General features: G+C 36.1%; 51 protein-coding genes, 1 tRNA gene and 2 pseudogenes. 48 read left to right on the plus strand and 6 right to left on the minus strand.

What is annotated here, in order from left to right; genetic code table 11:
- Position 1: 1 nt before the first annotated feature.
- The 4 genes from RV17_RS01205 to RV17_RS13090 form a co-directional block, all read right to left on the minus strand.
- Positions 2 to 1,366, minus strand: coding sequence for a recombinase family protein (locus RV17_RS01205; RefSeq protein WP_071868256.1), 1,365 nt, complete (start codon positions 1,364 to 1,366; stop codon positions 2 to 4).
- Between the two features lie 112 nt (positions 1,367 to 1,478).
- The gene (locus RV17_RS01210; RefSeq protein ID WP_071868257.1) at positions 1,479 to 2,174 is read right to left on the minus strand and encodes a hypothetical protein; all 696 of its coding nucleotides are present in this window, start codon (positions 2,172 to 2,174) and stop codon (positions 1,479 to 1,481) included.
- Positions 2,175 to 2,255: 81 nt separating this feature from the next.
- A complete protein-coding gene (locus tag RV17_RS01215; protein WP_067480969.1) occupies positions 2,256 to 2,729 on the minus strand; it encodes an ImmA/IrrE family metallo-endopeptidase in 474 nt (157 codons plus the stop codon).
- A gap of 10 nt (positions 2,730 to 2,739) precedes the next feature.
- The gene (locus RV17_RS13090; protein WP_083571945.1) at positions 2,740 to 3,210 is read right to left on the minus strand and encodes a helix-turn-helix domain-containing protein; all 471 of its coding nucleotides are present in this window, start codon (positions 3,208 to 3,210) and stop codon (positions 2,740 to 2,742) included.
- Positions 3,211 to 3,386: 176 nt separating this feature from the next.
- Here RV17_RS13090 and RV17_RS01225 point away from each other — a divergent pair, with 176 nt between their 5' ends.
- Both RV17_RS01225 and RV17_RS13345 read left to right on the plus strand, forming a co-directional pair.
- The gene (locus tag RV17_RS01225; RefSeq protein ID WP_067480972.1) at positions 3,387 to 3,602 is read left to right on the plus strand and encodes a helix-turn-helix transcriptional regulator; all 216 of its coding nucleotides are present in this window, start codon (positions 3,387 to 3,389) and stop codon (positions 3,600 to 3,602) included.
- A 30-nt stretch (positions 3,603 to 3,632) separates the two neighbouring features.
- On the plus strand, positions 3,633 to 3,773 hold the full coding sequence (locus tag RV17_RS13345) for a hypothetical protein (protein ID WP_169819307.1): 141 nt from the start codon (positions 3,633 to 3,635) through the stop codon (positions 3,771 to 3,773).
- Here RV17_RS13345 and RV17_RS01230 read toward each other — a convergent pair.
- Positions 3,758 to 4,048 (minus strand): hypothetical protein, encoded by a 291-nt coding sequence (locus RV17_RS01230; RefSeq protein WP_071868258.1) that lies wholly within the window; start codon positions 4,046 to 4,048, stop codon positions 3,758 to 3,760. The two genes, RV17_RS13345 and RV17_RS01230, sit on opposite strands and share 16 nt — an antisense overlap.
- A 102-nt stretch (positions 4,049 to 4,150) precedes the next feature.
- Here RV17_RS01230 and RV17_RS13350 point away from each other — a divergent pair, with 102 nt between their 5' ends.
- The 18 genes and pseudogenes from RV17_RS13350 to RV17_RS01310 all read left to right on the plus strand — a co-directional run.
- Positions 4,151 to 4,291 (plus strand): hypothetical protein, encoded by a 141-nt coding sequence (locus RV17_RS13350; protein WP_169819308.1) that lies wholly within the window; start codon positions 4,151 to 4,153, stop codon positions 4,289 to 4,291.
- Positions 4,288 to 4,476: a hypothetical protein gene (locus RV17_RS01235; protein WP_071868259.1), complete on the plus strand. Its 189-nt coding sequence runs from the start codon at positions 4,288 to 4,290 to the stop codon at positions 4,474 to 4,476. The genes RV17_RS13350 and RV17_RS01235 overlap by 4 nt, the downstream gene beginning before the upstream one ends.
- Positions 4,454 to 4,714: a hypothetical protein gene (locus RV17_RS01240; RefSeq protein WP_071868260.1), complete on the plus strand. Its 261-nt coding sequence runs from the start codon at positions 4,454 to 4,456 to the stop codon at positions 4,712 to 4,714. The genes RV17_RS01235 and RV17_RS01240 overlap by 23 nt, the downstream gene beginning before the upstream one ends.
- Before the next feature lie 82 nt (positions 4,715 to 4,796).
- Entirely contained in the window at positions 4,797 to 5,219 is a 423-nt protein-coding gene (locus RV17_RS01245; protein WP_071868261.1) for a hypothetical protein, read from the plus strand.
- 12 nt (positions 5,220 to 5,231) lie between these two features.
- Positions 5,232 to 5,981 (plus strand): hypothetical protein, encoded by a 750-nt coding sequence (locus tag RV17_RS01250; RefSeq protein ID WP_071868262.1) that lies wholly within the window; start codon positions 5,232 to 5,234, stop codon positions 5,979 to 5,981.
- 231 nt (positions 5,982 to 6,212) lie between these two features.
- Complete coding sequence (locus RV17_RS01255; RefSeq protein WP_071868263.1) at positions 6,213 to 7,016, plus strand: rolling circle replication-associated protein; 804 nt, start codon at positions 6,213 to 6,215, stop codon at positions 7,014 to 7,016.
- Between the two features lie 3 nt (positions 7,017 to 7,019).
- Positions 7,020 to 7,337, plus strand: a complete 318-nt coding sequence (locus tag RV17_RS01260) for a hypothetical protein (protein ID WP_071868264.1) — start codon at positions 7,020 to 7,022, stop codon at positions 7,335 to 7,337.
- Positions 7,338 to 7,342: 5 nt separating this feature from the next.
- On the plus strand, positions 7,343 to 7,870 hold the full coding sequence (locus tag RV17_RS01265; RefSeq protein WP_071868265.1) for a Holliday junction resolvase RecU: 528 nt from the start codon (positions 7,343 to 7,345) through the stop codon (positions 7,868 to 7,870).
- On the plus strand, positions 7,842 to 8,066 hold the full coding sequence (locus RV17_RS01270; protein WP_071868266.1) for a hypothetical protein: 225 nt from the start codon (positions 7,842 to 7,844) through the stop codon (positions 8,064 to 8,066). Before RV17_RS01265 ends, RV17_RS01270 begins: the two co-directional genes overlap by 29 nt.
- Before the next feature lie 16 nt (positions 8,067 to 8,082).
- Positions 8,083 to 8,292, plus strand: a complete 210-nt coding sequence (locus tag RV17_RS01275; RefSeq protein WP_071868267.1) for a hypothetical protein — start codon at positions 8,083 to 8,085, stop codon at positions 8,290 to 8,292.
- Between the two features lie 5 nt (positions 8,293 to 8,297).
- A complete protein-coding gene (locus tag RV17_RS01280) occupies positions 8,298 to 8,468 on the plus strand; it encodes a DUF6877 family protein (RefSeq protein WP_376716024.1) in 171 nt (56 codons plus the stop codon).
- Between the two features lie 4 nt (positions 8,469 to 8,472).
- Positions 8,473 to 8,796, plus strand: a complete 324-nt coding sequence (locus RV17_RS01285) for a hypothetical protein (RefSeq protein WP_071868269.1) — start codon at positions 8,473 to 8,475, stop codon at positions 8,794 to 8,796.
- A complete protein-coding gene (locus tag RV17_RS01290) occupies positions 8,793 to 9,104 on the plus strand; it encodes a MazG-like family protein (protein WP_071868270.1) in 312 nt (103 codons plus the stop codon). Before RV17_RS01285 ends, RV17_RS01290 begins: the two co-directional genes overlap by 4 nt.
- Positions 9,101 to 9,376, plus strand: a complete 276-nt coding sequence (locus tag RV17_RS01295) for a hypothetical protein (protein ID WP_071868271.1) — start codon at positions 9,101 to 9,103, stop codon at positions 9,374 to 9,376. The genes RV17_RS01290 and RV17_RS01295 overlap by 4 nt, the downstream gene beginning before the upstream one ends.
- A gap of 78 nt (positions 9,377 to 9,454) precedes the next feature.
- A complete protein-coding gene (locus RV17_RS01300; protein WP_071868272.1) occupies positions 9,455 to 9,952 on the plus strand; it encodes a hypothetical protein in 498 nt (165 codons plus the stop codon).
- On the plus strand, positions 9,953 to 10,828 hold the full coding sequence (locus tag RV17_RS01305; RefSeq protein ID WP_071868273.1) for a DNA cytosine methyltransferase: 876 nt from the start codon (positions 9,953 to 9,955) through the stop codon (positions 10,826 to 10,828).
- The gene (locus RV17_RS13355) at positions 10,825 to 11,001 is read left to right on the plus strand and encodes a DUF7167 family protein (RefSeq protein ID WP_169819309.1); all 177 of its coding nucleotides are present in this window, start codon (positions 10,825 to 10,827) and stop codon (positions 10,999 to 11,001) included. The genes RV17_RS01305 and RV17_RS13355 overlap by 4 nt, the downstream gene beginning before the upstream one ends.
- Positions 10,994 to 11,452, plus strand: a pseudogene (locus tag RV17_RS01310) (DUF1642 domain-containing protein); the annotation flags it as partial. The gene RV17_RS13355 and the pseudogene RV17_RS01310, both read left to right, overlap by 8 nt.
- Here the strand turns inward: RV17_RS01310 and RV17_RS13800 are convergent.
- Complete coding sequence (locus RV17_RS13800) at positions 11,398 to 11,532, minus strand: IPT/TIG domain-containing protein (RefSeq protein ID WP_146946543.1); 135 nt, start codon at positions 11,530 to 11,532, stop codon at positions 11,398 to 11,400. The pseudogene RV17_RS01310 and the gene RV17_RS13800 sit on opposite strands and share 55 nt — an antisense overlap.
- On the opposite strand from RV17_RS13800, the gene RV17_RS01315 reads away from it, so the two are divergent.
- The 28 genes and pseudogenes from RV17_RS01315 (at position 11,527) to RV17_RS01440 (ending at position 26,606) form a co-directional block, all read left to right on the plus strand.
- Entirely contained in the window at positions 11,527 to 11,955 is a 429-nt protein-coding gene (locus tag RV17_RS01315; protein WP_071868275.1) for a hypothetical protein, read from the plus strand. The two genes, RV17_RS13800 and RV17_RS01315, sit on opposite strands and share 6 nt — an antisense overlap.
- Complete coding sequence (locus tag RV17_RS01320; protein ID WP_071868276.1) at positions 11,952 to 12,359, plus strand: SadB/YajI family lipoprotein; 408 nt, start codon at positions 11,952 to 11,954, stop codon at positions 12,357 to 12,359. The genes RV17_RS01315 and RV17_RS01320 overlap by 4 nt, the downstream gene beginning before the upstream one ends.
- Positions 12,359 to 12,625, plus strand: a complete 267-nt coding sequence (locus tag RV17_RS01325) for a hypothetical protein (RefSeq protein ID WP_071868277.1) — start codon at positions 12,359 to 12,361, stop codon at positions 12,623 to 12,625. The genes RV17_RS01320 and RV17_RS01325 overlap by 1 nt, the downstream gene beginning before the upstream one ends.
- The gene (locus RV17_RS01330) at positions 12,622 to 12,810 is read left to right on the plus strand and encodes a hypothetical protein (RefSeq protein WP_071868278.1); all 189 of its coding nucleotides are present in this window, start codon (positions 12,622 to 12,624) and stop codon (positions 12,808 to 12,810) included. The genes RV17_RS01325 and RV17_RS01330 overlap by 4 nt, the downstream gene beginning before the upstream one ends.
- On the plus strand, positions 12,807 to 12,977 hold the full coding sequence (locus tag RV17_RS13360; protein WP_169819310.1) for a hypothetical protein: 171 nt from the start codon (positions 12,807 to 12,809) through the stop codon (positions 12,975 to 12,977). The genes RV17_RS01330 and RV17_RS13360 overlap by 4 nt, the downstream gene beginning before the upstream one ends.
- On the plus strand, positions 12,974 to 13,270 hold the full coding sequence (locus RV17_RS01335) for a hypothetical protein (protein WP_071868279.1): 297 nt from the start codon (positions 12,974 to 12,976) through the stop codon (positions 13,268 to 13,270). The genes RV17_RS13360 and RV17_RS01335 overlap by 4 nt, the downstream gene beginning before the upstream one ends.
- Before the next feature lie 78 nt (positions 13,271 to 13,348).
- Positions 13,349 to 13,762, plus strand: a complete 414-nt coding sequence (locus RV17_RS01340; RefSeq protein ID WP_071868280.1) for an ArpU family phage packaging/lysis transcriptional regulator — start codon at positions 13,349 to 13,351, stop codon at positions 13,760 to 13,762.
- Between the two features lie 325 nt (positions 13,763 to 14,087).
- Positions 14,088 to 14,161: transfer RNA gene (locus RV17_RS01345), tRNA-Ile, on the plus strand.
- A gap of 414 nt (positions 14,162 to 14,575) precedes the next feature.
- Positions 14,576 to 14,803: a hypothetical protein gene (locus RV17_RS01350; RefSeq protein WP_071868281.1), complete on the plus strand. Its 228-nt coding sequence runs from the start codon at positions 14,576 to 14,578 to the stop codon at positions 14,801 to 14,803.
- Positions 14,800 to 15,087, plus strand: a complete 288-nt coding sequence (locus RV17_RS01355) for a hypothetical protein (RefSeq protein WP_071868282.1) — start codon at positions 14,800 to 14,802, stop codon at positions 15,085 to 15,087. The genes RV17_RS01350 and RV17_RS01355 overlap by 4 nt, the downstream gene beginning before the upstream one ends.
- The gene (locus RV17_RS01360) at positions 15,084 to 15,401 is read left to right on the plus strand and encodes an HNH endonuclease (RefSeq protein ID WP_071868283.1); all 318 of its coding nucleotides are present in this window, start codon (positions 15,084 to 15,086) and stop codon (positions 15,399 to 15,401) included. The genes RV17_RS01355 and RV17_RS01360 overlap by 4 nt, the downstream gene beginning before the upstream one ends.
- Positions 15,379 to 16,116 (plus strand): hypothetical protein, encoded by a 738-nt coding sequence (locus RV17_RS13585; protein WP_249024336.1) that lies wholly within the window; start codon positions 15,379 to 15,381, stop codon positions 16,114 to 16,116. Before RV17_RS01360 ends, RV17_RS13585 begins: the two co-directional genes overlap by 23 nt.
- Positions 16,113 to 16,382 carry a hypothetical protein gene (locus tag RV17_RS01370; protein ID WP_071868284.1) on the plus strand — a complete coding sequence of 90 codons (270 nt, stop codon included), beginning with the start codon at positions 16,113 to 16,115 and terminating at the stop codon, positions 16,380 to 16,382. The genes RV17_RS13585 and RV17_RS01370 overlap by 4 nt, the downstream gene beginning before the upstream one ends.
- 191 nt (positions 16,383 to 16,573) lie before the next feature.
- Complete coding sequence (locus tag RV17_RS01375; protein WP_071868307.1) at positions 16,574 to 17,092, plus strand: helix-turn-helix domain-containing protein; 519 nt, start codon at positions 16,574 to 16,576, stop codon at positions 17,090 to 17,092.
- Between the two features lie 2 nt (positions 17,093 to 17,094).
- Positions 17,095 to 18,780: a terminase large subunit domain-containing protein gene (locus RV17_RS01380; RefSeq protein ID WP_071868285.1), complete on the plus strand. Its 1,686-nt coding sequence runs from the start codon at positions 17,095 to 17,097 to the stop codon at positions 18,778 to 18,780.
- Positions 18,781 to 18,816: 36 nt separating this feature from the next.
- Positions 18,817 to 19,995, plus strand: coding sequence for a phage portal protein (locus RV17_RS01385; RefSeq protein ID WP_067481041.1), 1,179 nt, complete (start codon positions 18,817 to 18,819; stop codon positions 19,993 to 19,995).
- Entirely contained in the window at positions 19,976 to 20,680 is a 705-nt protein-coding gene (locus RV17_RS01390; RefSeq protein ID WP_083571950.1) for a head maturation protease, ClpP-related, read from the plus strand. The genes RV17_RS01385 and RV17_RS01390 overlap by 20 nt, the downstream gene beginning before the upstream one ends.
- A gap of 4 nt (positions 20,681 to 20,684) precedes the next feature.
- A complete protein-coding gene (locus RV17_RS01395; protein WP_071868286.1) occupies positions 20,685 to 21,857 on the plus strand; it encodes a phage major capsid family protein in 1,173 nt (390 codons plus the stop codon).
- Between the two features lie 72 nt (positions 21,858 to 21,929).
- The gene (locus RV17_RS01400) at positions 21,930 to 22,208 is read left to right on the plus strand and encodes a hypothetical protein (protein ID WP_071868287.1); all 279 of its coding nucleotides are present in this window, start codon (positions 21,930 to 21,932) and stop codon (positions 22,206 to 22,208) included.
- Entirely contained in the window at positions 22,189 to 22,581 is a 393-nt protein-coding gene (locus tag RV17_RS01405; RefSeq protein WP_071868288.1) for a phage head-tail adapter protein, read from the plus strand. Before RV17_RS01400 ends, RV17_RS01405 begins: the two co-directional genes overlap by 20 nt.
- Before the next feature lie 13 nt (positions 22,582 to 22,594).
- Positions 22,595 to 23,002, plus strand: coding sequence for a hypothetical protein (locus RV17_RS01410; RefSeq protein WP_071868289.1), 408 nt, complete (start codon positions 22,595 to 22,597; stop codon positions 23,000 to 23,002).
- Entirely contained in the window at positions 22,999 to 23,409 is a 411-nt protein-coding gene (locus tag RV17_RS01415; RefSeq protein WP_071868290.1) for a hypothetical protein, read from the plus strand. Before RV17_RS01410 ends, RV17_RS01415 begins: the two co-directional genes overlap by 4 nt.
- 73 nt (positions 23,410 to 23,482) lie before the next feature.
- Positions 23,483 to 24,067 carry a major tail protein gene (locus tag RV17_RS01420; protein WP_071868291.1) on the plus strand — a complete coding sequence of 195 codons (585 nt, stop codon included), beginning with the start codon at positions 23,483 to 23,485 and terminating at the stop codon, positions 24,065 to 24,067.
- 76 nt (positions 24,068 to 24,143) lie between these two features.
- The gene (locus RV17_RS01425; protein WP_067481063.1) at positions 24,144 to 24,479 is read left to right on the plus strand and encodes a hypothetical protein; all 336 of its coding nucleotides are present in this window, start codon (positions 24,144 to 24,146) and stop codon (positions 24,477 to 24,479) included.
- 58 nt (positions 24,480 to 24,537) lie between these two features.
- Positions 24,538 to 24,849, plus strand: a complete 312-nt coding sequence (gene gpG, locus RV17_RS01430; RefSeq protein ID WP_067481066.1) for a phage tail assembly chaperone G — start codon at positions 24,538 to 24,540, stop codon at positions 24,847 to 24,849.
- Between the two features lie 20 nt (positions 24,850 to 24,869).
- Positions 24,870 to 25,028: a hypothetical protein gene (locus RV17_RS13365; RefSeq protein ID WP_169819311.1), complete on the plus strand. Its 159-nt coding sequence runs from the start codon at positions 24,870 to 24,872 to the stop codon at positions 25,026 to 25,028.
- A gap of 14 nt (positions 25,029 to 25,042) precedes the next feature.
- Positions 25,043 to 25,624 (plus strand): annotated as a pseudogene (locus tag RV17_RS01435) (phage tail tape measure protein); the annotation flags it as partial.
- 184 nt (positions 25,625 to 25,808) lie between these two features.
- On the plus strand, positions 25,809 to 26,606 hold the full coding sequence (locus RV17_RS01440; protein ID WP_071868293.1) for an HNH endonuclease: 798 nt from the start codon (positions 25,809 to 25,811) through the stop codon (positions 26,604 to 26,606).
- Positions 26,607 to 26,746: the final 140 nt, after the last annotated feature.

Genomic DNA, 26,746 nt, shown 5'->3' on the forward strand with positions numbered 1-26,746 from the left:
TTTACACAAAAGAAACTGTAATTTTACGTTGACTGTCGAACTTGATTGTTTTGATAAACGTGCGCCAAAACGCTCTGCGTTCAATCATATCCATACCAGTATAATTTTCCGCGATATTCATGCTTAGTAATTCTTCTAGTGCTTTGATACGTTGTTCATTATTTTCAACTATGTTTTTATCAGATAAAGAAGTTAATTCTCTAGTAAGTTTTTCTCGATCATTCTTAAACTCTGACAAGCTGATAATTTCATTTAAGTATGCAGCTTTCAATCTATCTAACTTTTTCTCGATTTCTCTTTGCTTTTTTCGAGTGTCAGTTTTAGGAGCTTTAACCGTTCGTAGTTCATTGATTGCCATTGAAATTAAATCGTCGATATTTTCCAGTAGATACTTTTCAAGGATATGTTCACGAATTGTTTTTGTATTTACACATTTGGGATGTTGATAAGCATATCTGCAAGTATAAATAGATTTTGGTGGATATTTGATTCTTGTGCCATCTTTTCTCCGATGCCCCCATGTGGATTTCTGTCCCGAGTTCATTTTTCTACCACATTCACCACAAATCAAGATACCAGAAAATAAGTAAGTATTTTTAGTATTTTCTTTTTGATTCATAGCTAATTGTCGATTAACCGACTCAAATAAATCATGGGAGATGAGAGGTTGACAATAGTTTTTATTTTCACGGAATTCACCGATATATTTTTTATTTTTTAACATAGATCGTATAGCGTGCATGGTTCGTGGAATACCGAATTCTTCAAGTAAGTATTTTGATGTTTGGTTTAAATTGCCACAATGATTGTAATATTCAAAAATAGCTCGGGCGATTGGTGCTTGCTCATTTGGAACCAGATGCTTATCTTTTATCGCATAGCCAAGAGGGGTAGAACCACTGATAACTTCGCCCATCTTAACTTTATTAGCAAAAACTGATTTCATACGTTCGCTTGTCATTTGAGCTTCTAATTCTGCAAAACTCATAACCTGATTGATGAAAGTCCGTCCATATGCCGTTGTTGTATCGTAGTAGGGCTGAGATACAGCAATCCAATGGACATTATTTTTTTCCAACACTTCTTGTACATTTAGATAATGCTTTAATGAACGAAACCACCGATCTAATTTTGTAAAAAGAATTAAATCTACAGCGCCATTTTTGACATCGTTCATTAAACGCTTAAATTCATCACGTTCAAGTTTTTGTCCAGAAATCCCATCATCAATATATGTAGAATGGACAAACATGTCTTTTTGGGATGCAACATATTCATTCAGAGTATCTTCTTGTTCACGAAGACTATCTCCGAATTTTGCTTGCTGATCACTAGAAACTCGAATATATAGCGCAACGCTTTTCATATTGTATCAACTCCTATTTCTTGCTAAAATAGGTATAGTAAATAAGCCTATTTTAGGTTTTATTTTTTGGTGACACGCACTCAAGCTTTGGTCGGGGAGAGTGCGTGTTTTTTTAACGACTTATATTAAATGTAGCTTCTTGACTTTCTGCAACAGTACTGTAGCTAGATGGATCATATAAATTACCAGTTTTAATAGTTACTTTTGATATTGAATCCACTTTTGATGGATCTAAAAAGGCAATCCTATAAAATTCCTTACTTTCAGTTTTTTTGAAAAATTCAGTTGTAGTCATTGAATATGCTAGATCATCTGAACTGAAGTCAATTTGCTGACCATTATCTAGTATTGCGTATTCTAATCCGTTATAACCATAGTCATTTTCGGAATTGTTTTTGATTTTGAAAGAAACTTGTAACCCATAAAAATTTCCCTCAGCATCTTTATAGTTAGTTGTATCATAATATCCAGCTGAATAGGGGTCTGTATAATCAATATACTTCAGTATTTTAATATTAGATATAAAAATACTAGCTTCTCCCAAAGGAATATCTGCTTGTGGATTAGAATGGGCAATCAATTCTACTTTACCTGTTTCGTCGTTTTTGTCTTTAGTCCATTGTCCAACCTCTAGAAGTTCTCCATTTGAAACCTCTTTAGAATCTGTAGATGATTGCGTTGTGCTTTCTACTACAATTGCTGAAGAATCTTTTTCATTTGTTTTACCAGTGTTGTCTACAGCTTTAGATTGGCTACACCCGGAAAGTAGAAGTGTTCCAAAAAGAAGCCCAAAAACAATTTTTTTCATTTTTTCTCCTCGTTTCTTTGATATAATAATCTTATAGAATTTCTCAGGAATGAGGTGAGCCCACGTTGCAGCGCGGGCTTTTTAATTTAGGTTTGTGTTGATAATAAAAATAGATTCGTCTGTGAAGTTAAAAATACACCCTCTGTACAAATATTCATTACCATATTTAGCATGATAATACTCCATTACCTCATCTAAAAAAGCTTCTGTTACATTCAAATATTCTGCACATTCATATTTAGATCTGCAATTAGCATAAGCACAATCAATTAAGCAATCTAGAGATACAAGTCGCTCAATAGAATCTCTTCGAGCTTTCCATTCTTGTTTTCTACTTTCAGGATTGTTGTAGTCGATGATATTACCAACGCTAGTTTTATGATGAGAAAATTCTTCCGATAAATGAATTTTTTTCTCCACCCAACTAAAATTTTTATCTAAGTAGATAACGTTATCCTCATAAGTAGCATCTAGTCCTGTTTCCACCTTTAAATCCATTTCAATTACAGGAACTTCTTTACTAATTTGTTCCAAAAGTAACTCGTAATCATTCATAAAAGCACACCTACTCTTTATCATCATTTTTATTCAAATGTTTTTTTCTAGCTTCCGCCAAAACAGATTGAATATGTTTGATTTCTTCTTCAGTATATTTTTTATCAGGATCACTTGAATGAGCTGCGAGTGTATAAACCTCACTTTCTTTTTTCATGGAATTATTTAATGAGGTAATTGAATTTTGTTCGTGAAGTTGATTTTTAGCAAAATTATACACTTTCTTTTGTCGAATCTCACTAAGTTGATTGTACATAGATATAAGTTTTTTTTCGTCGTCAGTATCCCACCCCATTAAGTATGCAGGAGTAGTTTGTAAAATTTCTGCAATATCGGTTAATTTATTTGTAGGAAGTTTTTCTATATCTCCTTTTTCGTATCTGAAAATAGTAGAACGAGAAACACCTAGTTTTTCAGCTACTATATCAGCGCTAATATTCAACTCTTTTCGTCTAGTTTTCATTCTTTCACCAACTGTCATTTTCCCACCTCATCTGTAATTTATATATTAAGTATAAAATCAGTGTTGCAAAAATGCAACAAAGAAAATCGCAAAAATGCAACTTTTTTTATTGACAGAATAATTTGAGGGAGATATACTCAAAGTACAAAGTCGCAAAAATGCGACAATATTTTGAATACTAGGAGGTGATTTAAATGGTGAATACTCAAAAACTAAAAAGAATAATCTATGAACGTGGTCATACTCAACAAGAGCTAGCTGATTTAATCGGAATTGACAGAAGTACATTTTACAGAAAAATGAAAAATGGTGGAGATTTTTCTGTAAAAGAAGCGAGAAAATTAGCTGAAGAAGTGCCGCTAACTAATTTAGAAGCAGTTGATATTTTTTTTAGCCAAGAAGTCGCATAAATGCGACTTTTATAGAGGGGAGGTGGGCAGGTGAAAGTACCAAAAAAACCAAACTTCAAAGATGAAGAACAACCTAGTGCTGAGGAGATTTCAAGGCGGTCTGATTTTGTAAGTCTGGTTATCAGTATAGTAGCGATTATATTTTCATTGCTGTCCTATTTTTTAAAGTAAGACAGCAAGCTAATTATTAAGGCAATTACCGATATTATCCTAGTAATAACAGTGCTTTGGAAAGTAAATAAAGCTTTTTTGCCTTTTATCGTAATTGAATAATAATCGCTGTAGTTCATTGCTGGGAAGCCTGCTACTTCTCCCCAAGTTCCATCAGGTAGTTGTTCAATAAATCCTTCATCTTGCATTAAATCTAGGTGTTTGTAGTTTTCGCTAATCTTTACTTTTTTAAAGAGATTAGCGATCCATAACTTCAAATAGATAGAAGTATTCAATATTTGTCACAACCTCATCAGTTATTTCAGTAGACCACTTACTGATAAGAAAATTATATCAAAAACATCAAGACAATAGACTCTAAAAAAGAAGGTGAAACCATGAAAGAACTAGAAATTGTTTTTGAAAATGAACCAAGCCCACAAGCGATTAAAAACGCTTGGTGGGTTATCGCGAAAAGTATCACACGAAGAACGGGAATTACAGTTGAGCCAGTTTTCAAGGATGAGGTGAAAAAATGAAAAAGTTGCAGCAACAGTTTCTAGTAATAGTGACTTTTTTGTCAGGAGGCGTAGTTGGTGTGTTTGGAGCAAAGGTCTTGATTATAGTTCTGTTGCCTTTGGGAGTTGGATGGTTCATTGAGTATGACAATAAAAAAACTCGTGAAAGTGAGAATAAATGGAATGAACAGAATTGGAATGATTAGAGAGCAGATTTTAACAATCGAAGTAAGTAAACATTATGCAAAACCATATGGGCAAAAAATTAAAAGTATTATCTGGAATCAATTCGATTCTACATGTGAAATTGAAAATTGTTCGTTTGATACAGATGAAACAATGACGATTAAACTTTATTTCTTATGTACAGATGAACAGTATGAAAGATTGTTAGACATTTTAGACAATCGTTTCAATTCAAAATCATGCAAAAAAATAGACTGATTCACCCGCCAGTGAAACCAGTCATGAATATAGATTAAGTTGCTACAAGTATAGCACAAATAAAAACTAGGAGGAATAGAAATTGAACAAAATCAATGTGAAGCTCAGTGAGCTTGATGAAGGGGCGCTTCAAGAACGCTTCGAGCATGAGCTGTCAAAAGTTGTTGAAAATATCAGCGATTGGAACACTGACTTCAAAAAGAAACGAAAAATTACCATTGATCTCGAAATTGCTACTGACGAATATAGAGATCAAATTTACATTGCGCATGAAGTGAAATCAAAACTTGCACCACGAGAAAAACGAATGACAAAAGCTCTCATTGCTATCGATGATGAAGGCGATGCTGTTGCGAATGAACTGCTAAGCAATCAAAAAGGACAAATGTATTTTGATTCAAAAGATTCTACTTTAAAAGATGATACTGGCAAAGCGGTTGAAGAAATTGAAGAAGAAGCGAAGGAAACACAAATTTTAGATTTTAGAAATAAAGCGAACAGCTAGGAGGAAGTAATTATGTCAGAAAACATTCAAAAAGCTTTAGAGTATGCGGTTGAACTAAATAATCAAAAGGAAATCATCCAAGAGGTAAACGGAAAAAGATTTTACAACCTTGAAATGGGTCGTTTAGTTGAATTAGATGGTCCAGCATACGCAGATACATTAGTTGTTAATACTTTGACTGGTTTAGTTGAATATTTGCAATCAAAATTTGATGAAACATCAAAAAAAGAGCCAGAAAGTCTATTGATCAATATTCAAAATCCAGAAAAAGTAGCCGTTTATTCACAATTAAATGTGGATCGAAAACGTGAAAATTTGATTACCGCAGTCGCTTCTTTGGACAAATTTCCATACGGACATTTTTTAGACTCAGAAAAATTCATTATCAATTTACAATCTTTGTTTACTCGCGAATTGGACGCAGAGGCAGTTTTAAAATGTGCAAGTTCCATTCGTATTGAGGGCGGTGGAGATTTAAACGACAACGGTGTTTCCCAAGTTGCTACTGTGAAGCAAGGCGCTGCGACTGTTGCAAAAGCAGAAGTACCAAGTCCAGCTGAACTTAGACCATACCGAACATTTTTGGAAGTAGAACAACCTCAGTCGCCATTTATTTTCCGCATCAACCAAAGGGGTGATTGTGCATTGTTTGAAGCGGACGGCGGTATGTGGAGAATGTTCGCAATGCAATCAATCAAAACTTATTTAGAAACTGAATTAAGTGAAAGTATCGAGCAAGGCTATTTGACGATTATTGCCTAAAAACTGAAAAGCTGTGTGTAAAAAGCATGCAGCTTTTTAATTAGCGCAAAAAAGAACCATCGTCTACGAAACGATGATTCTTCCAGAAATAAGAAAACTTTTAACAAAGACATTATACCATTTCTGGAATATCTATTCAAATAAACGTTGATAAAACAACGTTTTAACGTCCTCGTAATAGGTACTAACACAAGAGCATTAAACGATTATTGATTTTCAGGAGTGAGTGTAATGTTATTTGTTCAGCAAGAGAAGAGGCTGTCGATTGGTGATTATCAGGAAGTGGATATTTGTCCTGTACCAGTGGAAGTAGCTAAACCGTATAGCAGAAAAAAGAAGAGAAAAGAAGTGTTGCCCAAGCCAGCTCAAGCAAATAATAACGACAAGCGTAGTCGCAGATATTTTGGGTTATTGGCTAAAGGGAATTTCATCAGAGGAGATTATTACGGCACATTCACATTTAACGATAAACACATACCAGAAAAACCAGAAAAAGCCAAAAAGATATTCAAAGACACATTTATCCGGAAAGTGCGAAATAAGTACAAAAAAGCAAATAAAGAACTTAAATATTTGTATGTTATGGAATATCAAATGAATGAGTCAGGAGAAGCAGTTGAACGGATCCATTTCCATTTTTTGATGAGTGGTGGCATTAGTCGTGATGAAGTCGAGGATTGCTGGTCCATTGGTCGAGGAAAAAAGAAAGAAATGTTAGGTCGTACAAATGTCCGATTGATTCAACCAGACTCAGATGGAATCGAGGCGTTAGTTCGCTACTTAAAGAAAAAGCCACGATGGAAAAAGGGCATAAAAACTTGGTCTGGCTCACGGAACTTAGAAAAGCCAATCAAACAAGTCAACAACACAAAATACACACGTAGAAAAATCGAAAAATATTGTTTATCAAATGATTCAGGTTATGAAGAATTAGCAAAACAATATCCAAAATATCACATAACAAAAATAGAGACGGTCTTCAATGAATTAAAAGGCTGGCATCTGTATCTACAGATGATCAAAAAGGAGGAATAAGTCATGCAACTAGCGAATATTCAAGCAATGATTGATGAAATTACAAGTGGATTTCATTCACAGAAAAATAAAGTTGTCTCAGTCAGTATAAATGGAAAAGGTTATATATACGAAATTGAAAATAAAGATGTTGGATTATTTTTCATCAAAGTAGAAGTAAATCGACCACAAAGAATCGAAGATATTGCAGCTACTGTTTTTGGTGGATTTGATGGTTATTATTTCCCAGAGATGAAGGGTCTTATTTTAGATTGGCAAATGGAGATGCCAGTTGGATTAGTTTCCATTATCGGTATTCCGAAAAGTGAAAGGATGAATTGATAAGTATGAGTTATTCAAAAAGTTGGCAAAGTAGAGCAAACAACAACAGAGGTCGTCAGTTAGAAGATTTGATTGTTTTAGCTTGTAAATACTACAGAGCAAAGGGCATTGCTGAAATTGATAAAACACCAGAGCCATTTCGCACGACAAAAACGAACCGAGATGGCACATTTTCTGGTCGTTTCACAGGACATGCACAACCAGATTTTCAAGGAACAATCAAAGGTGGCCAATCAATCGTGTTTGAAGCAAAAGCGACAAGCACAGATAAATTGAAACAATCAGTTTTAAGTGCTGAACAGACTAACCGTTTAGCAAGTCATTATTACTTAGGGGCGATTTGTGGTGTCTGTTGCAGCATCGGAAAAACATATGCTTTTGTTCCGTGGAGTACTTGGGAACAGATGAAAGAAGCGTATGGACGAAAATATCTAACTGAAAAAGATTTAGCAGCTTTCGCCGTAAAAACACCCGGCTACGTCGATTTTTTGGGAGGACTGGCTGATGAAAGAATTTTCTCAATTAGCGATTGAAAAAAAGCGAATGGAATTATTCTGCGATAAGCGTGAATGGCATTTGATGTCTGTCAAAGTCAATGAGAAAAATAAAAGTCAGTTTATCGCCGAATGTTTAGACGAAACAGGAATGTCGGTTTTTATTCTCATCGGAACAAAAGGGAATTTTTGGAAATGGACGGGTCCAAAGAAGTGGGAGCCAATCAAATTTTAAATAGGGAGATGCACATATGGCGAAAAAAGGCATTAAGGAACATGGCTATGTAGTCAAAAAATCGGTTTATCAGGGATCAGATGGCGTTCAAGTAGATTCATCAAAAGAAGCGAGCTTATTCACCTCGTATCAAGAAGCAAAGCTAGTGGCTGATAACACAGGTGGACGTCCGATAAAAGTTCTGAGAAAAAGTGGACTGAACAATCAGGAGTGGATGAAAAAGTGAATGCGATCGATGAAATCAACGAGTTGCTAAGTCAATACAGTTTTCCGCTTGCCGTACTTAAAGACGTGAATCATCGCTTAGAGTGCTGCAAGGATGAAGGCTATGTCAAGCAACAACTTAGATATTTGAAAAATTTAGTTGTGGCAGGTATTGCAGAGACAATTTTAGAGAGGTGAAAATATGTCTACGAATTTAGAAAATAAAAAAGCTATTAGAAAAAGAATCACTGAATTAACTAGTTTGCCTAAATGGCAAGGAAATGACGAAATAGTGGAAGAAGTTCAGGAACTTGGTAAAAAGTTATCAGGTGAAGGAAAAATTGTTTATCGTAAGCCAGCCATGATTGCAATTTGGCACGGTGACAGAATTCTTGTGACAGGAACAGCAGAGCAGCTTTCCAAAATTACTGGCCTAAGCAAGCAAACCATTAGGACTAAAGCTAAAGAAATGCGTGTGGACTCAAAAGGAAGAAAATTTAAATACTGTATGGAGGAATCAAAATGAATGAACTAATCAATAAAGTAGAGCGGTGGGCAAAAGATAAAGGATTAGATCAAGCTGATCCAAAATCACAATTTTTAAAAGTTGCGGAAGAATTCGGAGAAATCGCTTCTGCGATGGCAAGAAGTAACGATGAACTGTTTAAAGATAGTGTGGGAGATGTCATCGTTACATTAATTATTCTTTCAATGCAAAAAGGAACAAGTGTACAAGAATGTTTAGAACTAGCATACAACGAAATTAAGGGACGTACCGGGAAGATGGTTGATGGTGTGTTCGTGAAGTCGGAGGACTTGGAGGACAGCAAATGACCAGTTTTAAAGCTGCATTCTCTCGCAGGAGCGAAGAAGAGAAAGCGAGAATAGATAAAAAGCTAAAAAAGATAGAAGAAGAAATCACCAGAAAGTGTTTAGCGTTGGGATTCACTGAACATGAGATAGAGGATGCTTACCAAGCGTTTGAAAAAGATTATGAAGCCTTACCAAACTTTGTCTCTCGCCCGTTTATGGAACAATACATGAGTGTCGAATATAGAAAATCTCCAAACAGAAAAGTTTTTGAAACGGAAGAAACCGAATTTTGATCTGCTGGCTACTCGGGGTTTTGGCAAGTGTCCAGAAAACAAAGTGCAGAAAATTGGTTATTACTAGGAGGACAGCAAATGAGTACAACAGAAATTTATGCAATCGAAAAAATTGGTGACGTTACGCCATACAGTTCAGCTCAAAACAGTTGGCTAGGTGGTATGCACGTGTGGAATAGCTTAAGTGATAAGTACGGTTTTGATGATAGTTTGATGTCTGGCTTTAATAAAACTTGGGGCAATTTCAACAAAGGAATTTATGAAGATTATGAAAATGTTGTTTTGGGTAGTACATTCGATCACATCATTGTTTTAAAAGAAAATTTTGATCAATTACTAATGAGTTTCAAAAAATATTATGACGTTTATCCCAATTCGAATTTTGGACAGCAAATTGAAGTGATAGAAACTATGAAAGCAGATGAGAATGTAATCGGCGTTGCATGGTGTCAAACATCAGTTGCTGACGATTTGTGGGACTTTTGCTATGACGAAGAACAAGATGAAACCATTCCATATAACATTTTTAAAGGTGAAAATCATGGAAATCTTTTTGATTTGCTGGAGGCGGAGTGAGTGATAACAGCTAAAAGTTATTTCAGTGGTGCTGGCGGTATGGATTTAGGGATGATTGATGCAGGCATAAATATATTAGAATCTTTTGAGATAGATTCTAAACCAGTTTCAACATTAAAAAAGAATTTTAATCACAAAATTAATCAATCGGACATCACTAAAATTACAGTGTTAGATCAACAAGATGCAGATGTTTACATTGGAACATTTCCATGTACGAAATATTCAAATATAGCAGACATCAGCGGAACAAGAACTGGCGATGATTTATTTCTCCATTTCTTCAGACATATTGCTTTAGCAAAGCCTGAAGCATACGTTATTGAGAACGTTCCAGGAATGCGAAAATTTCAAGTTGTCATGGAGTGTATGACAAAGTTACCAGATTATTATGTTCGAGTTGAATGTCCAGTAAATGCAAACTGGTGGCTACCGCAAGAAAGAAAAAGATTAATTGTTATTGGTACAAGAAAACCATTTAACAATCTTGAATATCCAACAGCAATCGACCAAACACAAATAGTTGTTGGTGATATTTTGGAAAATAATCCAGAAATACACATACCTGACTATGTATTTAAACGCCTGAATGGTGGTTATCGTGACAAACCAATTATCACTAAAAAAGATGGAAAAGCTCCAACATGTGTCGCTCACTATGCGAAAGATCGTAGTACACGATTAGTCGATGACGGGAAACGAATAAGACCATACTCGGTTCTTGAATATCAACGTTTGCAAGGTTTCCCTGACTGGTTTGAATTCAGTGGAACTGATAACGATGCTTATCGACAAATTGGAAATGCAGTACCTGTGGATATGGGACGTTGGGTAGGGCAACAACTAGTTAGATATTTTGAAGGAGGAACACGATGACTCGTAAATTCAGAGTAGACATTGAGACAAGTTGGGCTGGCGTAGGAGAAATAGAATATTTTGAAATGCCAGATGATGCTACAGATGCAGAAATCGAAGAAGAGGCACGAGAGATTTTTTACAATTATTGCAATTATGGCTATGCAGAAGTGAAGGAGGAACACGATGAATAAACAAGAATTGATTGAAGAGTGGTCGAGTAAAACAGGAGCGCCTGAACCGATAATCATAAGAGAATCTTTTAGGTACGCAGATCCAGCGATAGGAATATATGATCAAGGTTTTTTAGCTGCTCGAACTGAGATACTGAGCGACTTAAAACAACTAGACGAACCACAGAAGCCAGTTGTGCCGAAGTTTGTGGCGGATTATATAGAGTATTGCCACTCGGATGGAAATAGCTTGTGGGAAGTATTCCGATACATCAATAAAATGCCTAACCAAGTCTGGGCATGGCTTAAGGTAGAAAAACACCAAGTCATATTTTCTAAGGCATTTGGGGACGGCTACGAGGTCGAGAAAGAACAGTTGTATGTTATGCCTGTTCCGCATATCTCATTCCCGGTTCACTACTGCGTGGAAGATGACCATATCTCATTCAGACAAGGAAATGCACAGAAGTTTACACAAGCAGAACTAGATAAATATTTTCCAGATATTAAACAGTTTGCTGTGCCAGTGGAGGAGGTGGAAGAAGGATGAATAAAAAGATGAGTGAGTTATTCCACGAATTTGTTCATGATGATGAACTCAACGGGAACGATGAAATTATCAGAGAAACAAATGCAGTTGTTGCAGAAGATGACATCGAGGTGAGGACGATGCTAGATGATGGAGTTGGTGAAAAATATTTTTACAGATGCATGGAATTAGCAGAAAACGTCATTAAATCTTTTAAAGACGAACAATCGCAACTCAACGACAATCAGAAAATCGTGCTTGAGTGGTTGAAGAAACAATATCATGAGCCTGCCGACTGGCAATTTCCGTTATTCATCTTAAAAAACGCAATAACTGATATGCCAGGAAACGTATTTGCTTTTTATAATGACTTAAACGAGAAGGAGGAGTTTGAACTTCTCATAGGATTTGCGGAATGGGGATTGGATCAGGAGGAAGCAGAATGAAAAAGCTTTGTTTTGTTTTATCTGTTGCAATCTCACTAGCTATTTTATCTGGATGTATCAGTGAAAGCGAAGCGGAACAACAGCTCATTCAAGATAATATCAATCAGTTAAATCAAGAAAAGCAAGACTTAGAAGATGCTATAAAGTATCTGAAAGACACATCGGATGTTAAACGATATATTGTTACAATTCAAATTAAGCAAAGTCATATGTCATTGGATTTTACAGAACATATGAAAGATGAAGCAAATGCTGTGGAAATTTCTATACCAGTTGATCGTGCTTTTTATGAGAAAGTTGATAAAGGAACAGTGATTGACGACAGTTTTAGAACTGGTTCTTTCTGGATGAAAGGTTCGATAGGTTTATGGGATATAAAAGTAACCGACAAGGAGATAGCATAATGAACTACGAAGACTATAAAAATTGTGTTGAAGAAGTAAAAGACAAAAATGGGGAAATAATTAAATATCATGACGTTGTCCGTACGTCGCAAGGTGAGATTTTATTAGTTGGATTTGGTGTCAATCATCATCACAAAACGAAAGGCTTGAATGCATATAATGATTTTATTGGCGCGCATGATTGGCTAGATGTTTATCCAGATGGCGAACTTGAAATTTTGGGAAACGTTGATTTTATCGCTGACGAAACGGAGAGATTAGTATGAAAGACTTTGTGATCTTTACAGGTGAAGAAAATGAAAAAGAATTTTTAGCTAAGTGCGTTGAACAGTGGGAACTGACTGCTGAAAGTGATATTCCAGAAATGATTAAAGTTATGCGATTAGCTACAGTATTTACAGAAATGAGAAACAGAATTGATGCTCTTGGGCGGGAGGAATCAAAAAAATGAATGAACTAGCAATGTTAGTTTTCGTTGTAGCACTATTTGGACCATCAATAAAATCTGCTGATTCAAAAGGATACACTCGTTTTATTTACAAAGGCTTATTGATTGCATTCATTGAAAAAGCAATTGACATGGTGAATCAGTATTCACAAAAGGAGAATGAGCGATGAAATTAAAAGATGAATTTTACAAAGATCCATACGGAATCGGTGGATTAAGATTAGATATGCCAACCAAAAGACCGAAGAAGAAAGAAGAATCTGACTTTGAAATTGGTCAAATGATTCGATGTGTTGTAGAAGAATTTATTTATCCTGTTCGAGGTTACATCGAAAAAATAAATACAAATTCTGCGATTATCAGAATTGAAAATACAGTAGCTTGTGATGAAGCATTAGCTATGCAAAAGAAAAATGTCGCAGTTGCTCGATTAAGCGATATTGAATCATTTCCAAGCAAATAAAAAAAGCCAGACCGTCCCGATCATGGCAAATGTTTTCAGCAAAGACATTATAACATAAAAAAGGGGCGGTTTGACTTGATGCAATTGTTACGTGAACCAGATTTTAAGCAGACAAGATGCAATGCAAGAAATGTACTAAAGAATTTTAGACGTTTGGAGCGGATGGCAGGACGCTCTTTAATAGATGTTAAATCACCAATTATAACGGATATGCCAAAAGGTGAACGCTACGGTAACAAAGCAGAGGATGCAGTTATCCAATTAGTAGATATAGAGAATGAGCGTGACGCGATACTTACTGGACTTATGTCATTAAGCTTAAACAGTCGTCAAATACTGTACTGGAGCTACTGTGTGACTGATACTTATTCGAATTACAAAATTAGTCGAGAAATCGGGTATTCAGAAAGAAGCGTTCAACGTATGAAATCAGAAGCATTGATTGAATTTGCTGAGGCATACAAACATGGATCACTAATTGTATATCTGTGAATTTTGGCGGTTTTTTGGCGGAAACGTGGCGGTTTTGGTTCGTTTTACGGTGATATTATGATAGTGTCGAAAGATTAAATAAAGCGACACGAAACAATCAATCAGCGTGAAAAGTCAATCTACTTTAACTGTCATGCGTTTTCGACTGATTGAATTGTTTTACAGAGAGTTTTTGAAGACTACTCACAAAAACAAAAATAAAAAGAACATCGTTTATTTTGTTTCAGTCAGCAAATAGCTCTTCTTTAACAGATAGACAGCAACCAACAAAAAATAAAACACATTCCTCTTATCTATTTCAACAGGTTGCTGTCTATTTTATTTATGATGTGTAGCTCAGTTGGTGAGAGCGCTCAACTTATAATTGAGAGGTCGCTAGTTCAAGTCTAGCTACATCAATAGAAACAACAGAAACATCTAAATATTGGGACATAAGCGCCCACAAAAATTCGGTGCATTTCTACTACTGACAGGAAAGTGGAAAATGCTAAGCGACTCAGACGGACTATGACTGACAGATATAGCCTATTGTTGAGTTAAGTATCAGAGCTGGAAACCTCAACTGATACACCTGTCGATGCAATCGAGGGATGTGGTAGTGGCGAGGTGCAGAAAGTAATAGACTTGTCTGTGTGTAGATTGCTTTGTTTTTAATTAAATTTGCTAAAACGCACCCGCGGTAAAGCTGTGAAGCGAGTCGGTTCGAGTCCGATAGACTAGCGTCCTTGAAAGACGTGCGATACGTCTTGGGTGCATTACATAGAGATCACTCTTTGAGTGGTCTTTTTATTTTTGCTCGAAAGGAGATTGTTAATGAGAAGTTACTGGTATGTATCACTATCAAATAAATATCCTCATCCGAATGATGACGACCCAATTCGAGCAGTTCAGTCTGTTCAAATCAAAAAGAAATACTCAATCATTGAAATGACGAGAGAAGCTACTCCTTTCGAAATAGATAGCTGTCGTTTAATTTACTGTGGTGTCGGTCATTTTGATGAAGAACATATTCAAGAGAGCGTTGGGAGGTACATTAGATGAAGGACAACACAGACTATATAAAAATCATCAAGAAGATAAGAGAAGAAAAAGACATAGATGAATTAGCTAATTTGTTTATGAATATCATAAGTTTGACTGGTTTGAAGATGGATGAGGTCGCTGCATTAAATTATTTCATTGCAGAACAAACATTAAAAGCTGAACACAATGCTAAGTTCTTGAAAGAACGAATGGGTTTAGATGTTTCTTCTTTGGGAATTGAAGGCATATTTAAAGTTCAGGAAGCGTTAGTAAATGTATATGTAGATAAGATTCGGCAATGATTGACGTATCAACTAAACAAGCACGAGCAAGGTTTTATGGCTCAAGTGAGTGGAGAAGATTAAGAAAGCAATGTTTAGAACGGGATCATTATGAATGTCAGTGGTGCAAAGCTGAGGGCAAACTTACAACTCAGTATGATTCTATTCTCGAAGTCGATCACATCAAAGAGCTAGAACATTATCCGCAGTACGCATTAGATATTGATAACCTACGCACGCTGTGCAAGGACTGCCACAATAAGCGGCACGATCGAATGAACTATCGTGGGCAACCAAAGAAAAGAAAGTGGGATGATGAATTTGACATCTTATAACACACTAAAGGAATACGTTGAAGACGGAAGGTACACAATCGTTGTCAGTTCAATAGCGAAACAATTAATGTTTAGAATTAAAGAATTATATCCTACAGCAGTAGTAACAACCTCTGACGCTGAGGGCATCGGTGGTAACAAACTACTGGTTGATAAATGGGCAGTTGAGGGATTAGGACTCAAATCAGTATTACCGAAGTACAGAAACAAAGATATAGTGTACGAAAACTTTACTAAACAATTTGTTGAAGGCGGCAATGCAACTGTTAACTTTTCTGTAAAGGGATACAAGGAGTGGGAGCAGACGTTCAATCAGATCAAACAATCTGTTAGTGAAATTCTCAAAGGTTCTGTTACTGGATATGCAGTAGGGATTCATGCTCATCCTTATAAAGAACAAGGTGATGAAGACTACATGAAGTATTGCAAGCAGTTTTTTGACGGCAATCTATGGAAACAAAAGCGAGAGGCCATCTTGGATTTGAATGAATCATTAGCCAAAGAAGATGTAAGCTTCGATTTGAATGGAAAAGTTCCTAAGCTTTATATCAAAGGCCAAGAAGCAGGAATTGTATCAATGACTAATCATTATGTCACAAGTGATTATTCAAACGAAGGAGTTAACGTGATTACCTTTGTTTATATGACTAATAAGAATCCAGAACAAAAAGTATTATCCATAAATAAAGTGACGGGTGAGGTGTTTAAGCAATGAGTAAAAAGAATGTAGATGAAAATACAAAGAAGAAACAACTTACATTTGTTGATATGGCAATAGCAAGCTTACAATCATTCAGAGAAGAACTTGCTAAAGATAAACTGTTTATAGAAGATGGTATTGTTCAAGATGAATACACTGTTGCTACCGAAAAAGCGGCTGACGGAAACAATATCTATATTCGTATTGACTATCAAAGATATGAACAACCTAAAAAATTAGCGGATTTTGTTGAAACAAGACCCAAAAACAAGACCGAATAATCGATAGAAGTAGGGACTAACATACCCCCGGTCAAAATGTTTTGACTCAAAATAAAATTTTTGGGAACCGGTGGATGGGGTCAATTAAACAAACGTGATATTTTTTTTTACCCCCTCCCCCCCTCCCGCTTGCACAGAGTATAAAACGGAAGAAGGTGATTGGTTTGGATTCGAAAATAGTTGGCTCGAGAATGAAGCAAAAAAGAATTGAATTAGGGCTCACACAAGCTGATATAGCAACAAAATGTAGTATTTCAACACGCTATTACGGTAGTATCGAGAACGGTAGAAATTCTCCTAGTTTAGAGAAGTTAGAATTGATTTCAGAGGCGCTCTGTGTCAGTTTACATTTCTTACTAAATGATCGTATTGAGGACATGGAAAAAAGGGTAAATTTAGAAAAACAACGATTAGATAAGTTATTTGATGATATTCCTCGAGATAAGCTAAATTTGGTTGAAGGACTAATCATGCAAGCTGCAAGATTGAGAATTCTATTAGATGATAACTGGAAAGACATCATTGAAAATGGTGAATATGAGAAATTTAAGCAGAGCGAGAATCAGCTTGCTTATGATAGAAAGCGCCCGATAGTCGAAAGTTATGATAATAGAGATAAAACATATCAAGCAATTATTAAGCAGCTTACTGAATTGCTACCAAGAGGGCCAAAAAAAGATAAAAAAAGTAAGTTGCTAGGTAGAGGATAAAAATGCTTCATAATAAATATGTTGATGGATATCTTGAAAAGTGGAAGAACGGTGAGTTGGTCCTCAACGATAAACGAGTAAAGCTATTACAGTTGATCGAGACAGAAATATTACCACGCGATGATATCTGTTACTTTGATGAAGAACAAATAAATAATTATATCGAGTTTAGCCAGGCTTGGTATTTTGAACTAGATGAATGGGAGAAATTTATTTCTTCATTCATCTTTTTATTTTATAAAGAAGATGACGAAGTAGTTTTTGATGAATTTGTTATTAACATGGGCCGTGGTGGAGGGAAGAACGGATTTATCTCCACTCTTTCGAATTATTTTGTCAGTTCCCTGCACGGAATTGATTACTATGATGTCTCTATTGTTGCTAATAGTGAAAAACAAGCAAAACGAAGCTTTCAAGAATGTTATCGAGTTATCAACAAAAAAGGTAATGAAGATTTAAAAGAAGAATTTGAAGCTTACAAAAGTAGCTTAACAGGTTTAGAAACGCAATCAGTTTTTGAATACAAAACAAGTAACGCGTCAAGTCAAGATGGTGGACGCGAGGGTGCTGTCATCTATGATGAGTACCATGAGATGGAAAATACTGATATAGTCGATGTTTTTTCAGGTGGATTAGGTAAAGTTGACCACGGACGCCAATTTTTTATCGGAACAAAAGGATTTGTTCGTGAAGGATATTTTGATATCAAATATCGTGAATGTGAAGATATTCTGAACGGATTAGCAGAATTTAAGGGAGTGTTTCCTTATATCTGCGAACTTGATGCAATAGAAGAGATGGACAAACCGGAACTATGGGCAAAAGCAAACCCAGCACTCCAACCACCGTTAAATAAACGTGGTAAACGATTATTTAATGAAGTGATGAAAAAATATAAGAAATTAGCGGTAGAGCCATCTGGTAGAACAGCTTTCGTTACTAAACGTATGAATTTTTTGGAAGACAATATGGAAAATTCAGTTGCAACAAAAGAAGAAATGCTCGCAACTAATCGACCATTCTTCAAGTTAGACAGTGTCCCAATCGGATCTCTAGATTTCGGTAGTGTTCGAGACTTTGCAACATGTGGCTTGTTGTTTAAGAAAAAAGAAGAGTACGCTTTTAAATCTTTTACATTTGCGATTAAACAGTTTTGCGATGTTCATTATGGATATTCGCTCAAAGAGCAGCTAGTTGGAAGTGAAAAGCGTGCACCAATAAAAAGTTGGGAAAAGATGGGGTTGATGAAGGTTATTGATGAACCATCATTAAACCCCAAACACATTGTCAAATGGTTTTTAGAAGCTAGAGAAAAATATGGAGTTCGGGTGATTGTAATGGATAACTATAAGGCTGATATTTTAGCTCCGTTGCTGGAAAAGGAAGGATTTGAAGTGGTTCGTTTGAGAAGACCGTCAAGCTTGCATCCGATGCTTGCTCCAAGAGTAGAAGATGGCTTTGCAAATCATAAGTTTATTTTCGGAGACAATCCTTTGATGAGGTGGTTTACCAACAACGTGTTTGTGAAAGAAACGAAAGATGGTAAACAATTTCTAAAAAAGGAAGAGGTAAAACGTAAAACGGATGGATTTCAAGCTTTTATTCATGCTCTATATAAAGCAACGGAATTAGATGATCAAGTAGATTATGAAGAAGCTTTCGATCTATTAGATGAACTAAATTTTTAGGCAAATAATGATCCTATTGAAAGGTGGTGAGTTTATGTGAGTTTATTTGATGTTTTTAAGCAATCTGTTAAAAATGAAAATCCTACAGATTGGCTACCAGATTTTGTTGTAGGCGATGATACAGCGAAGCGGTCGTATCTTAAAATTATGGCAAAAAATACTGTACTTGATTTTGTAGCAAGGACAATGTCTACCCTAGTAGTTAAATTTAAAAACAAAGATGCAACTGCTGATTGGGAATATATTTTAAATGTTCGCCCCAACTTAGATATGTCAGCAGCTGTTTTTTGGGAAAAGTTCTTTTATCGATTATTAGATGATAACGAAGTATTGGTGATCTTTACAGATGATAACCAATTATTGATAGCAGATGATTTTACTAGAACAGAATACGCTGTTTATGATGATGTTTTTTCGAACGTTATGGTGAAGGGGTATATTTTTAATCGAAATTTTAACATGTCTGACGTCATTTATATGGAATACAACAATGAGGAACTAGAACGATTTGACAGAGGGTTGTTTGAGGACTATTCAGAATTGTTCGGTCGTATAGTAGAAATCGCCATGAGAAATAATCAAATTCGCGGATCAGTATCAATTGAATCAACAGGATCAATCAATGATGAAACAGGAAAAGACGGGAAAACAAGAAGTCAACGATTGCAATCGTTCATTGACAAAATTTATAACTCGTTTAGAACAAATTCAGTAGCAATTGTTCCTAAGGTCAAAGGTTTTGAGTATGAAGAATACACCAATAAACAAGGCGTGTCTAATCAATCGCTAGATGAATTAAATAAGATGAAATCGTCTTTGATCGATGATATTGCTAACGCTATAGGTGTTCCTACAGCGCTTATTTATGGTGAAAAAGCAGAACTTGATTCGAACATCAAAGCATTTCAAAAACTTTGTATCGCTCCACTTATTAAAAAGTTGCAGGATGAATTGACAGCAAAAATTATTACACGGCAAGAATACAAAAACGGTGAGCGAATCAAAATAGTCAAAGTTCTTCCTAAAGATTTACTTGAATATGCTACTCAGATCGATAAAGTGACCTCTGGTGGTGCGTTTGATATTGATGAAGTTCGTGAGGCTGTTGATTATGATGAACTTCCGAATGGAGAAGGGAAAGTACGGATTAGAACCAAAAACTACGAAGAAGCAGTGAAAGGAGGTGAGGATGTTAATGCCAAAGACAAAAAATAGAGTAGTGCCATTTGAGTTTAAAAATGAAGTATCTGACAATACTCAAATTTTGACACTGAGTGGAGTGATTCAAAAACGTTACTGGTCCGATGATAAATATATCGATGCAAAAATGGTTCGAGAAGCGTTAGATAATGTTACGAATGATATCCATATTAAACTAAACTCCCCTGGAGGTGACGTTTTCCAAGGTGTCGAAATTTACAATTATCTAAAAAACCATCCAAGCACAGTAACCGTGGAAGTAATGGGAAATGCAGCTAGTGCGGCAACGTTCATTTGTGCTGGGGCTGATAAAGTTATTATGAATATTGGAACAACATTTATGATTCATGAAGCTGAGACGGTTGGTTGGGGAAATAAAAAAGATATTCAAAAAACGCTTCAGGCACTGGAAACAATTGACGATTCTATTTTAAGTATCTATGTTGCTAAAACAGGGCAGTCAGAACAACAGTTGACAGAATGGATAAACGCAGCAAAATGGTTCACAGCTCAAGAAGCAGTCGACTATGGATTTGCTGATGAAGTGAAGGCTGTCAGAAAAGAAGATAAAAATATCGAAGACATTGTGAATGAGCGTGTTGCTCAGGCGATGGCTTCTTTTTTTAATACTCAAAATGAAAGTGAACTATCTGAACCAGAACAAAAATCATTGATTGCAAGACTACGAAAAGGAGAGTAAATAAATGACATTAACAATCACAAACAAGACTGCGGATGCAAAAAAAGCATTCAATGCAGTATCTAACCAAGAAGGAGCTACTCCTGAACAGATCAACACAGCTTTAGAAGAGTATGTCACAGCTATTGCAGAAGACGCTGGAAAGCAGGTTCGATCTGAGTATGAAGAATTAAAAAATGTAACAGATAATCAAATTTTGCAAGCTCGGGGAATTCCGGTGCTGACTGCAGAAGAAACTAAATTCTACAACGAGGTATCAAAAAAAGGTGGCTTTGATGAAGATTTAACGTGGCCGGAAACAATTTTTGAACGTGTATTTGAAGATATTCAAAAAGAACATCCAATTTTACGTCTAATCAATTTTACACCGGCTGTTGGTTTAACTAAGACTATCCGATCACGTCGTAAAGGTGTTGCCGTATTCGGCCCGCTTCACAAAGATATCGAGGGACAACTGGACGCTGAGTTTGGCGTAACAGAAACACATCAATTGGCACTTACTGCTTTCTTTTTGATTTCAAAAGATACGTTAAAATTAGGCGCTCGTTGGATTAACCGTTATGTACGACTTTGTTTGGGTGAAGCGGTTAAGGATATTTGGGCAGAAAAAGTAGTTACTGGTAGTGGTAAAGATGAGCCTGTGGGCCTAATGAAAAATGTAGAGGGCGCATTAGATCCTACTACGGGATTACCTGATAAAGATCCAGCTGGAACCTTAACATTCAAAGACTCAAAAACAATTGTTGCAGAAATGGGCGCATTGATGAAGAAAATGTCGCGCTACATTAAAAAAATCGGAGACAATGATGAAAATGACGAAGAAGAATCTCGTAAAATCAAAGGGCGAATTAACTTAATTATCAATCCTGTCGATTACTGGGATATCATGACACGTATTACTACACAGAATTCAAATGGGGCATTCGTGACTAATTTACCATTTATTTCAGAAGATAGAATCATTGAATCAGAAGACGTTCCTGAAGGGAAATTAATCGCGTTTGTTTCTGGAGAATATGATGCTACGCAGTCTCAACCAGAAAAAGTTTATGAATATCATGAAACGTTCGCTATGAAACGTGCAGTTTTGTATGCAATCGACATGCTTGGAAATGGTGAGCCAGCAAATAACTATTCAGCCCAAGTATACAACCTTTCACTTACAGCGGGGGAGTAACAAGCCCTGCTGTTGGAACAATCACTCCAACGACGGACGGGGCAGTTATTGATTTAGAGTAGGAGAGTAGAAATGAACGAGAAAAAATTCATTGATGAGTACAAAAGACGTTTTCGAATTTTTCACTCTTCAGAAGATGATGACATTGGTGAGCAACTAGAAAGTTCTTTTGTTGATTTAAAATCTATCATCGGAGATTTCGAACCAAATAAGTTTTTAAAAGGTAAAGAATTAGTATTTGAACGTACTCGTTATTTACGAAACGAATCACTTGAGTATTTTTATGACAATTTTCAAACGATGATCATGGACGCTTCTATAGACTTGGCAGGTGAAAAAATTGTCGATTAACAAACACTACGAGAAACCAAAAATTGTAGCTGGAGATTTGAATATACCAGTTAGTTTTTTTGAATATAAGCCTGCTGATGGTCCTGAACCTGGTGAACAACAAAAAAAGGAACTGTACAAGTGTACATGTTTAGCGTATAAACCATCGATGAAAGACATGGATATTCTACGCTCTAAGGAGACTGAAGAAGGGACAACTATCAAGATACGTGATCCGTTCACCGATTACATTCCTACAAATAAACACAAAGTAGAAATTGATGATTATAGAATGATTGATTCTGGAATTCTTAAAGTGTGGGAAATAGTAGATGTCGCGCCAGATTATGAGGATAGTAGGTTCGTTAAAATTGTTCTGAAACGCCAGTCGTGACGAAGAAGGTGATATGGTGACCGGGGTAGGATTTCAAGGAATACAAGAAACGATACAAGCACTTGAACGAGAACTTGGGGAAAAGAAAATGCGAACAGTGAACAGAAAAGCTGTGAATGTTGGTGCTGAAAAAGTTGAAAAACACCTCCAGACGGACCTACTCGTATTTAAAGATAAAGGATATACGATCGATGAAGTTGTAAGAAAAGATGCTACCTACAAGAATCAAAAAGTAGAGGCAGAAATTGGTTGGAATGGTCCACACCAACGCTACCGACTCATTCACTTAAATGAGTGGGGGTATACGCGAAAAGGCAAACAAATCAAACCACGTGGGTTTGGTGTAATCACTAAATCACTGAAAAAATCAGAACCAATCTATCTCAATGAAGTGGCTCAGGAGGTTAAAAAAAGTTTATGAAGGATATACTCAATATTATTTATGAATCTCTTTGTTCAAATGAATATATTCATTCTATGACTTACAACGAAGAAACAGAACGATATCGCATCAAGTTCTATGAACAACCAGAAACAGCAGACAAGACAGGCACTTTTATCACAATCAGGCCAGTGGATGTACCTAATGAGGCGTATCACGGCAGTGACCAAGAGTTGTCAATAGAGCATTTGATTCAAATAGATGTTGAATCGACTTACAGAACAACATGTAAGCAAATTCAACATGAAATAAAAAAAGAAATGAAGAAGTTGAGCTTTGGGCAAGTTTCCGGTCAAGGACTTGATGAGTATTTTCCAGAGACGAGACGCTTTGTGGATGCACGTCGCTATGATGGAAATACAAAAATTTATGATACGAACTATTAAAAAGTGGATAACAAGAACCAAGACACGAAAAATCGTGTCTTTTTTTGTTGTCAAAAATTAGGAGGAAAAATTTATGACTTTAGTAGGATTTAAAAAAATGACGATTGGTATCTTTGATGAAACTGGGAAAATTCCAGCCGCCAATCAATTTGTAATCGAAGGTAAGCAAGATAAAGGTGCTACTGTTTCAGCTGAGATTACTGGTTTATCAAAAGAGCCATCGAAAGTTTACGGTTCTGACATTGCTTATTACGTTTCTCAAAAAGGTACTGGGGATGTCAGTGTGAATTTTGGATTGTTAGATTTACCAGAAGAAGTAAACGATAAAATTTTAGGCTATGCAACAAATGAAAGCAAAATCAGCTTCTTGGGAAAAGACACAGAGCCTCCTTACTGCGCTGTTTTGTTAGAATCGTCAGATTTAAGTGGGGAATCAGCAATGCTTGCAGTATTTAAAGGACGATTCAGTCGTGAGTCGATTAACTTAAATACTTTAACAAATGATGCCTTCGAACCAGATGCTGAAGAATATGTTTTTGCAGCTGTCGCTAGTGATGCTGATGGAGAAGCCAATGGACAATCCGTAGCAAAATATATCGGAAAAGAAGAATCTTCTATTGCAGAGTTGAAAGGGTTAGTTTTCCCAGCGGGGGAGTAATCAGCCCCATTGTTGGGACAGTTACTCCAACAACGGATGGGGCAACCGTTGCGCTTAGTTAAGGAAGGAGAACAATATGACACGTACATTTAGAATTCGTAAAAAGGACGGAACAAAAGTTGTTGAAGGCGAAAGCCCATTAACGATTACAGGAATTACTGCTGATACACAAGTAGCTGCAGGCGATTACTATGCTATAGCTATTGAAAATGGTGTAGAAAGTGCGAAAGTTGATATCCCAGCATTTAAAACTTTAGCTGAGCAAGAACCCGAATCATTAAAAATGGGGTTAGATGAAAAACCAACAAAAAATAATACGATCGAAGAAATCAAGCAGTGGTTAACTGATCACGATATTGATTTTGCTGGAGTGACATTGAAAGATGACTTACTGGCCTTGGTGCCAGCGTGAAACGAAGAGGACTAAACATTTAGTCCTCTTTTTTATTGGAATTTTAGGAGGAATAACGATGGCGAAAGTACAACTAGTTTTAAAAAACAAAGAAGGCAAAAAAGAAGTTTTTGAAAATTTGGATACAACTGGGAAAGATTATCGAACGGCATTAGAAACAATCAAAAAATTAAATACTGAAGGAACAAAAATGTGGGATCAGCTCGAACATTATTTGACATTTGCTAAACAAATTTTTAGAGATGACAAATTGACTGACGATCAAATCTTAGACGGGTTACCTAGCGAAAAAACAATCGAAGTCTTGGATGACATTTTAGGACAAGTTATGGGAGTTGAAGAAAATCCCGATCCAGAAGCAAAAAAGTAACGCCTGAGGAAGCGGAAGAAATGTACTTAAATTTGTGCAGAGAGTTGGTAAAATCCGGCTGGTCATTGTCAGATATTGAGAACAATTCAATTGAGATGATGGTGAAAATTGCTTGCACAGAACCTAAAAAAGAAAAAACAAAAGAAGTTGATTTGAAAGACTTTCTTAAATCTATATAGAAAGGAGGAAAACTATGGCAAAGGGAAAGCCTCTTGGTAACATGATTATTAAACTAGATTTAGATAGTTCAGGGTTATCAAAAGGATTGACAGGAGCAAAAAACGCAGTCACTCACCAGACAAAAGCAATGCAAGCGCAAATGAAAGTGATGAGTGCGTCAGGAAATTCACTCGGAGTGCTTGAAGCTAAGTACAATGGTTTGGGGAGTGTACTCCAATCAAATGAGCGCCAAGTCGAATTGCTAACAAAAGCTTACAAGGATAGTTTTGATGCAAATGGAAATGCGACGGCTTCAACTGTGAAATATGCTAATCAGCTGAATCAAGCAACTGCGAGATCAGCTAGCTACGAAACTCAAATGAAAAATACTGTTGGTCAAATTGCCCGCATGAAGGTAGAAACTGAAGGAACCACGGGATGGCTAAAAGCGGAGTCAGCTCAGTGGATAGAGTCAGGAAAACGACTCGAATCGTTTGGAAACAAGGTTTCTAGTGCTGGCACTGCTTTAACAGTTGGAGTAACCGCACCAATCGTTGCAGGAACTGCAGCAGTTACAACTGCTGCTATTTCTTGGGAAAGTGCCTTCGCAGGGGTGAATTCTTTGCCCTCCCTTATAGCGATGTAAGGGTAATTAAATCGAGCAAAAACGGTGAAGACTAAGGTTTTATGGTATAATAAAATCGGATAGATAAGGAAGTCATGAGCTTTATCGAAAGGGAGGTATCCGAACCTCCTTTCCAATAAAATGTACATTCGGAGGCACTGTCGGAGGTGTTATTATGAGCAAGTTAAAGTTGACTTGTAAAAACTGTGGGAAAGATGTCTACAAAATGCCTAGTGAGGTAAGAAGCAAAAATATTTTCTGTAATAGGAAATGTTGGAGCGAATACCAAGCACAATTTAGGCGTACAGAATCATGTGATTTTTGCAAGGAGAAGTTTACTAAAAGTCAGAGTAATTTTAATGGAAAACATAAATTCTGTTGTAGAGAATGCAAAGACGAATGGCAAAAGGAAGGGTTAAAAGGAGACAAAGGCAATTTTTATGGGAGAAAGCACAGTGTCGAGAGCATTGCTAAACTGAAAAATACTTTGAAAAATGTTAGACTATCTGGTCAAGATAACCCTAAATATTGCAAAGTTCCTGTAAAATGTGAAGAGTGTGGACAAACCACTTTAAAGATACCTTATTTAATTGGTAGGAGCAAACATCAATATTGTTCCGAAGAATGTAGACATAAAGGGCAATCTCAAATAATTCGTGGTAAAAGTAATCCAAATTACAATCCTAATTTAACTTTGGAAGACAGGAATAAAAGAATGAAAGTGTTAGGATACGTTCACTTTAAAAACACAGTCTTAAAAAGAGATGATTTTAAATGTGTTATCTGTAATTCCAAAGAGAATGTGGTTGTGCATCATTTAAACGCATATCATTGGGATAAAAAGAATAGACTGAATCCTGACAACGCCGTTGTTCTTTGTAAAAAATGTCATTTAACTTTCCATAAAATTTACGGACAAAAAAATAATACTGAGCAACAATTCAAAGAATTTTACGAAACTCCTACGCTGTAGGGGTTTTTATTATACCTAAAACTATGTTAATACCGTGCTAACTTGCTGGATTACTAAAGGCCAGTAAGCAGTGTAGAGCGTAGGAGCTGAATAAATATAATGCTCCCACGAGTGTTCGAGAGCTCATGCTTTGAGTTCAA

The organism is Enterococcus thailandicus, assembly GCF_001886265.1.
Lineage (GTDB): Bacteria > Bacillota > Bacilli > Lactobacillales > Enterococcaceae > Enterococcus_B > Enterococcus_B thailandicus.